Below are 6,534 nucleotides of genomic sequence, written 5' to 3' on the forward strand. Positions count from 1 at the left end.
CCGGCCCGGCCCTCGAATGATCTCGCTCAAGCGGGACCGGCGACGCGTGGAGCCGCCGGTCCCGGCGGCCGGACGCCGCCACCGCCGGTACGCGCCGATCACCCGGGCGACCCGGCGGCCGGCCCTCACCCACCCCCGCCGGGTCGCCGCCGATGCTCTCCCGGCCCGGACGGCACTAACCTGGGGACACTTTTCGCGTTGGGTTTCGTGTCGGATGAGGAGCCATGTGATGTCCCCGGTTCTGGAGAGTACGGCTCGCGCGCTGCTGCGCAGGATCGCGGTGGAGCAGGCCCAGGGACGCCTGCCCTCGCTGACCGCCGCGGTGGTGCGCGACGGAGAACTCGCCTGGTTCGGCGCGCGGGGCCGGGTGGAGGGGATCGCCCCCACACCCGTCACCCAGTACCGCATCGGCTCGATCACCAAGAGCCTGGTCGCCGCCGTGGTGATGCGCCTGCGCGACGAGGGGAAGGTGGACCTGCTCGACCCGGTCGGCAAGCACATTCCCGACCTCCGGGTCGGCGAGGTGACCGTCGCCCAGTTGCTGTCGCACACCTCGGGGCTGAGCGCCGAGTCCCCGGGGCCGTGGTGGGAGCGGACTCCGGGCGTGCCGATCACCGATCTCGTCGCCGGGCTCGGCCCCGAGACGGCCAAGCACCGGCCGGGACGCCGCTTCCACTACTCCAACGTGGGCTTCGCCCTGCTGGGCGAGCTGGTGGCCCGCCACCGCGGCGTGAGCTGGGCGCAGGCCGTGCAGGAGGAGATCCTGCTGCCCCTGGGCATGCGCGACACCACCGCGCGACCGCGCGCCCCGCACGCCACCGGCTACGCCGTGCACCCCTGGGCGGACGTGCTGCTGCCAGAGCCCGAGCACGACGCGGTCGCCATGGCCCCGGCCGGGCAGCTGTGGTCCACCCCCGCCGACCTCGCCCGCTGGGCGGCGTTCGTGGCCGGGGACACCGGGGACGTGCTCGCCCCGGACACCGTGGCGGAGATGCGCGAGCCCGCGACCGTCGACGACGGTGACGCCTGGACCAGCGGGTTCGGCCTGGGCCTGCAGCTGGCCCGCGCGGGCGGCCGCCGCCTGGCCGGTCACAGCGGCTCCATGCCGGGCTTCCTGGCCACGGTGTGGGCCGACCCGTCCGACAAGGTCGGCGTGCTGTTCACCGCCAACTCCACCGCGGGCGTCAGCCGGAGCCTGCTGACCGACCTGCTGGCGATCCTCGACAAGCACGAGCCGCGCCTGCCCGCCGAGTGGGAGCCCGTCGCCGACACCGCGGGCCTGCTGGAACTGACCGGCCCGTGGTACTGGGGACCCAGCGCGTACGCGCTGCGGCTGCTGCCCGAGGGCGGGGTCTCCCTCAACCCGATCGGCGGCACGGGACGGGCCTCGCGGTTCACCGCCCAGGCCGACGGGACCTGGCTGGGGCTGGACGGCTACTACGCGGGCGAGACCCTGCGGGTGGTCCGCAGGCCCGACGGCACGCCCAGCCACCTGGACCTCAACACCTTCGTCTTCACCCGCACCCCCTACGACCCGGAGGCGGAGGTGCCCGGCGGGGTGGACGAGGGCGGCTGGCGCAGCTGAGCGGCGAGCGCTGCGGCCGGGCCGGTGGCCTCGGCGTACAGGACCTCCACCCGGTGCACCACGCGCGGCGAGCCCAGCGGCACCCCCCGCACCGCCCCGGCCGCCGCGACCGCCACGGACGCGGGCAGCAGGACCAGCCCGTGCCCGGCGGCGGCCAGGTTCAGCACCGTGCGCACGTCCTCGCCGTCGTAGCGGAACCCGGCGCGAAACCCGCCTCCGCCGGCCAGCTCGCGCAGCCGCTCCACCGGTACGGCGACCGGCGCCCGCAGCCACAGGGCGTCGGTCAGATCGGCCAGGTCCAGGCCGCGCCGGTGCGAGAGCGGGTGGCCGCCGGGCAGGACCACCACCAGTTCCTCCTCGACGATCCCGAAGCCTGACAGCGGTCCCACGTCGGGCAGCCGCAGCGGGTCGCTGGGGGCGGCGATCCCGTCGACCAGGCCGAGACCGGCCGCGCCCGAGGCGACCTCCCCGGCGACGCGCTCGCGGGCGACGGTGCGCAGCCCGCATCCCGGGGACAGGCTCCGCACGATCGCCGGGGTGCAGGCCAGCGGGGAGGCGGCCACCGCCAGCCGCCCGGCCGGTCCCGCCGCGGCGCGCAGCACGTCCGCGCGGGCGGCCCGGTGGCGCAGCAGCAGCGACCCGGCGTGTTCCAGCAGGCGCTCCCCCGCCCGGGTGGGCGCCACCGGGCGGCGGTGCAGCAGCGCCAGCCCCAGGTCGGCCTCCAGCGCGGCGATCTGCTGTGAGACCGCCGACTGGGTGTAGCCGAGTTCGGTGGCGGCGGCGGAGAAGGACCGCCGGTCGGCGACGGTGACGAACGTGCGCAGCAGGTGCGGATCCACGGTGCATCAGTATCGCTTATCGAATCACCAGGGATCATCGTTGGCGCTTACCCGGTGGCCGGCGCCAGGATCGGGACATGACCACCGCGAGGATCGCCCTGGTGGGCGACAAGTCACCGTCCGTCCGATCCCATGCCCGCATCCCCGTACTGCTGGAGGCGCTGCGCGAGCGCGACGGGCTTGCGCTGGACGCCTACTGGATCCCCACCACCGAGGCCACCGGCCTCGAGGGGTTCGACGGCGTCTGGATGGTGCCCGGCAGCCCGTACCGCAGCGAGGCCGGTGCGGTGAACGCCGCCCGCACCGCCCGCGAGCACGGCATCCCGTTCCTGGGCACCTGCGGGGGCTTCCAGCACACCCTGCTGGAGTACGCGCGCAACGTCCTGGGCCTGCCCGTCGCGCACGCCGAGAACGACCCGGGTGCCGAGGACCTGCTGCTGCTGCCGCTGGCGTGCTCGCTGGCGGGTCACGAGGACGCCGTCCGGCTGACGCCGGGATCGCTGGCCGAGAAGATCGTCGGCGCCGAGAGGACCGTGGAGAGATACTCCTGCGCCTTCGGGCTCAACGCCGACTACGTGCCCGTACTGGAGGCGGGCGGGCTGCGCTTCACCGGCCACGACGATGCGGGGCTGGTACGGGTCCTGGAGCTGCCGGGCCATCCGTTCTTCCTGGCCACCCTCTTCCAGCCGGAACTGGCCGGAGACGGCAGCCGCCCGCACCCGGTCATCGCCGCCTTCGCCTCGGCCTGCGTCACCCGCGCCGCCTCGTCCGCGCGAGCGTGACCCCCGCGGAACGCCGAGCGGAAAGCCGCCGGCCGCGTCTCGCCGACGTTTCGCATCGACGTTTCGCGCGGACGGCTCGCGTGGACGCTTCGGCAGGTGCCGAAGCGTCCGGTGCCTAGCCTTTCGAACATCGCCGAGCCACGGGGCGCCACACCGCGCGTCCCCGTCGGAGAGCGTGGCGGTCCCACGCCTCCCCCTTCGCCCGAAGGGGGAGATCTCCACCCCAGGGAGAACCGATGACATCCGATCCGCTGGTCCTGAGCCGCCCCGCCGAGATACGGGCCGTGCTGGCCGACCCCCGCTTCACCGTCGAACCCGTGCCGCGCCCGCCGTTCGCGCTGACCGTGGCATGGCTGCGCGGAGCGGTCGGCCGCTTCGCCGAGGGAGCCCTGCACGCCGAGCGCAGGGCCGCGGGAGAGGCGGCGCTGGCCGGGCTGGACCCGGACGCGCTGCGCGCCGAGGCGTTCCGGCTCGCCTCGCGGGACACCGGCGGTCATCCCTGTCCACCGGAGCCGGTTCCGGTGCTGGTCCTGGCCGTCGCCCTGGGGGTGCGGGCCGGGGACGGGCCGGATGCCGTGGAGGCCGTCGCGGCGATCGCCCCGGCCTACCTGCCAGGGCCTGGGGCCGGGCCCGATGAGACGGATGTCGCCGCGGCCGACGCGGGGCTGGTGCGGCTCTCGCGCCTGCTGGGCGACCCGGCTCCGGAGCGGCTGGCCGTGGTGGCGGGACTGCTCGCCCAGGCGTACGGTCCGATGACCGGTCTGGTCCGCGGTGCCCTGGCCGCCGCACCGGCACGGTTCGCGGCCGGAGCCGGGGACGGGGGCGGGGAGCCGCGTACGGCCGGGGCGTGGACGGCGCGGGAACTGCTGGACGAGGCCCTGCGCCACGATCCTCCGGTCCGGACACTGCGCCGCAGGGCGCCCGGCGACGGGAGGACCGTGGTGCTCGACGTCGCGGCGGCCGGCCGGGATCCCGAGACGCCCCGCGGCCCGGACCTCGCGCGTACGGGAGACGAACCGGAGTTTCTGACGTTCGGAGCGGGACCGCGCGCCTGCCCGGGCAGGCAGGTCGCGCTGGCCCTGGCGGCCGGGACGATCGAGGCGGCGACCCGATGACGTTCGCGCGGTTCAGGGCGCTGCACCACGCGGACGAGCCGCTGCTGCTTCCCTGCGCGTGGGATCACGCCTCCGCGGCGGCCCTGGCGGAGGCGGGGTTCGCCGCGATCGGGACGACGAGCCTGGGGGTGGCCGCCGCGGCGGGCAAGCCGGACGCCGGACGGGCGACGCGGGAGGAGACGCTGACGCTGGCCCGGACGATAACGGGGCTGGGGATCCCGGTGACGGTGGACATCGAGGCGGGGTTCGCCGAGGCGCCCGGCCAGGTCGCCGACCTGGTGGCGGAGCTGGCGGGGCTGGGAGTGGCGGGGATCAACCTGGAAGACGGGCGTGGTGACCGCCTGGCCGATGTCCCGGCACAGGCGGAACTGGTCGCGGTGGTCAAGCGGCGGGTTCCGGAGGTGTTCCTCAACGCGCGTACCGACGCGTTCTGGCTGGGCCTGCCCGGCGCCCGGGCGCTGGCGCTGGAAAGGGCCCGGGCTTACGCGGGGGCGGGGGCCGACGGGGTCTTCGTGCCGGGCGCGAGCGCCGAACGGGACATCGAGGCGCTGGTGGGCGGGGCCGGGGTGCCGCTGAACGTGCTCGTCCAGCCCGGCGTGCCGGTGCGACGGCTGGCCGAGCTGGGCGTGGCCCGCCTCAGTTACGGGTCGCTGCTGTTTCGCGCGGCGTTGCGCGCGGCCGTCACCACGGCGCTGGCGGTGGCCCGGGGCGAACCGGTCACCGGCGATGTGCCCTCCTACGAGCAGGTCGAGGCGCTGCACCGGTACGGCTCGCGCACCGGCGACGGCACGCGCGGAACGAGTCACCGCTGACGCCCGGTCCGGGGTGACCCGGCGGGGACCGGGCCGACCACGGCGCCGTGGCCTCGGTGACACCCGCCCGTTCGGCGAGCCGGTCCGAGCCGTCATCCGTGATGATCTCGCGCACCGGCAGCGAGGCCGGCGGTGAGGCCGCCCGTCTCGACGGAAGGTCAGTGCGAATGAGCCTCTTCGAGAGAAGATCCCGCCAGGAGCGCCGCGACCCCGCCGGCGAAGTTGGGGCACTCGAAGATGTCCTCGTGCGGGCAGGCCAAGCCATGGGCGATGGCGGTACGTGCCACCTGAGCCTGGGCGATCCGTTGATCCAGCTCGGCGAGCTTGCGCCGGTACAGCTCCCGCCAGCCGTCGCCGGCCGGCGAACGAGACGCGATGAAAGCTTTGATCTCTCGCAACGTGAAACCGACATCTCTCAGCAACACGACCACACCGACCAGGCCGACCGCCGATGGCGGATAGCGCCGCTGGCCCGAGACCCTGGCCGGTACCGGGAGCAGGCCGAGCTCCTCCCAGTAACGCAGGGCGGAGGTGGCGACACCGGTGCGGCTCGCCAGCTCACCGATCGTCAGTTGCTCATCCATTTGACTTCAAGCGTACTTGAAGCCGTTGACTGCGATCATGCAGACAACAGGTACATCTCTCAAGCAACGCGCGCTCAGAAGCCTGGTCCGCCAGGCGCACCACCCCCGGGGCGCCATCGGGTGGGCGGTCGGCTGGATGTTCGCTCATCGCTCCTCCAACCGGCAGCGCAACATCTGGGCGGTGTCGTTGCTGGACGTGCGGCCCACCGACCGGGTGCTCGAGATCGGCTTCGGTCCCGGCGTCGCCATCGCCGAGTCCGCCCGCCGCGCCACCCGGGGCCACGTCTTCGGCGTCGACCACTCGCAGGCCATGGTCCGCCAGGCCACCCGTCGTAACGCCGCCGCCGTCCGCGCCCGCCGCGTGCACCTCACGCATGCCTCCGTGGAGCGGTTGCCGAGCTTCGGCGATCCGCTCGATGCCATCCTCGCCGTCAACTCCGTGGGGTTCTGGCCCGACCCGGTGGATCGGCTTCGCGAGCTGCGTCGCCTGCTCCGCCCCGCGGGACGCATCGCGCTCGTCAGCCAGCCCCGCTGCCCCGGTGCCACCCGCGACACCACGGCCCGGGCCGCCCAGGAGCTCCAGGACATGCTCACCCAGGCCGGCTTCACCCGTCTCCGGGTCGAGACCCTTGAGCTCGACCCACCCGTGGCCTGTGTGCTCGCCGACAATCCGACCCGGCGGTGATCGCGAGGTCACGCCGGTCGGCGTCCAGGTCCTCGCGGATGCACCCGGCCGTGACGGTTCCCGTGGTGGCGCGGTCTGGTCCGGCTGTGTCTAAGGTGATCTCGTGTCTGCCCCGCTGAACGTCACGAAGAC

7 protein-coding genes are annotated in these 6,534 nt (G+C 74.5%); 5 read left to right on the forward strand and 2 right to left on the reverse strand.

The genetic code is table 11. The annotated features are described in order from the left end of the window. The first annotated feature begins 229 nt into the window (after positions 1 to 229). Entirely contained in the window at positions 230 to 1,585 is a 1,356-nt protein-coding gene (locus ACVCAG_RS43640) for a serine hydrolase (protein ID WP_440089351.1), read from the forward strand. On the opposite strand, the gene ACVCAG_RS43645 is transcribed toward ACVCAG_RS43640, so the two are convergent. Further along, positions 1,528 to 2,424, reverse strand: coding sequence for a LysR family transcriptional regulator (locus ACVCAG_RS43645; protein ID WP_447191535.1), 897 nt, complete (start codon positions 2,422 to 2,424; stop codon positions 1,528 to 1,530). The two genes, ACVCAG_RS43640 and ACVCAG_RS43645, sit on opposite strands and share 58 nt — an antisense overlap. Before the next feature lie 77 nt (positions 2,425 to 2,501). Between ACVCAG_RS43645 and ACVCAG_RS43650 the strand changes: the two genes are divergently transcribed. The 3 genes from ACVCAG_RS43650 to ACVCAG_RS43660 all read left to right on the forward strand — a co-directional run bounded on the left by ACVCAG_RS43650 (position 2,502) and on the right by ACVCAG_RS43660 (position 5,133). Then, positions 2,502 to 3,206 (forward strand): CTP synthase C-terminal region-related (seleno)protein, encoded by a 705-nt coding sequence (locus tag ACVCAG_RS43650; RefSeq protein ID WP_447191536.1) that lies wholly within the window; start codon positions 2,502 to 2,504, stop codon positions 3,204 to 3,206. Positions 3,207 to 3,442: 236 nt separating this feature from the next. Continuing rightward, positions 3,443 to 4,321 (forward strand): cytochrome P450, encoded by an 879-nt coding sequence (locus ACVCAG_RS43655; protein ID WP_447191537.1) that lies wholly within the window; start codon positions 3,443 to 3,445, stop codon positions 4,319 to 4,321. Further along, positions 4,318 to 5,133 (forward strand): isocitrate lyase/phosphoenolpyruvate mutase family protein, encoded by an 816-nt coding sequence (locus ACVCAG_RS43660; protein WP_440089356.1) that lies wholly within the window; start codon positions 4,318 to 4,320, stop codon positions 5,131 to 5,133. The genes ACVCAG_RS43655 and ACVCAG_RS43660 overlap by 4 nt, the downstream gene beginning before the upstream one ends. 158 nt (positions 5,134 to 5,291) lie before the next feature. Here ACVCAG_RS43660 and ACVCAG_RS43665 read toward each other — a convergent pair whose 3' ends face one another. Beyond that, the gene (locus ACVCAG_RS43665; RefSeq protein WP_447191538.1) at positions 5,292 to 5,717 is read right to left on the reverse strand and encodes a MerR family transcriptional regulator; all 426 of its coding nucleotides are present in this window, start codon (positions 5,715 to 5,717) and stop codon (positions 5,292 to 5,294) included. Between the two features lie 37 nt (positions 5,718 to 5,754). Here ACVCAG_RS43665 and ACVCAG_RS43670 point away from each other — a divergent pair, with 37 nt between their 5' ends. After that, positions 5,755 to 6,402, forward strand: a complete 648-nt coding sequence (locus tag ACVCAG_RS43670; RefSeq protein WP_447191539.1) for a class I SAM-dependent methyltransferase — start codon at positions 5,755 to 5,757, stop codon at positions 6,400 to 6,402. The last annotated feature ends 132 nt before the right edge of the window (positions 6,403 to 6,534 follow it).

The organism is Streptosporangium sp. G12 (assembly GCF_052983175.1).

What these genes read in the sequence shown, in the direction of transcription:
- ACVCAG_RS43665 (WP_447191538.1), bottom strand. Translation starts at nt 5,717, where the DNA reads ATGGATGAGCAACTGACGATCGGTGAGCTGGCGAGCCGCACCGGTGTC.
- ACVCAG_RS43660 (WP_440089356.1), top strand. Translation starts at nt 4,318, where the DNA reads ATGACGTTCGCGCGGTTCAGGGCGCTGCACCACGCGGACGAGCCGCTG.
- ACVCAG_RS43655 (WP_447191537.1), top strand. Translation starts at nt 3,443, where the DNA reads ATGACATCCGATCCGCTGGTCCTGAGCCGCCCCGCCGAGATACGGGCC.
- ACVCAG_RS43640 (WP_440089351.1), top strand. Translation starts at nt 230, where the DNA reads ATGTCCCCGGTTCTGGAGAGTACGGCTCGCGCGCTGCTGCGCAGGATC.
- ACVCAG_RS43670 (WP_447191539.1), top strand. Translation starts at nt 5,755, where the DNA reads ATGCAGACAACAGGTACATCTCTCAAGCAACGCGCGCTCAGAAGCCTG.
- ACVCAG_RS43650 (WP_447191536.1), top strand. Translation starts at nt 2,502, where the DNA reads ATGACCACCGCGAGGATCGCCCTGGTGGGCGACAAGTCACCGTCCGTC.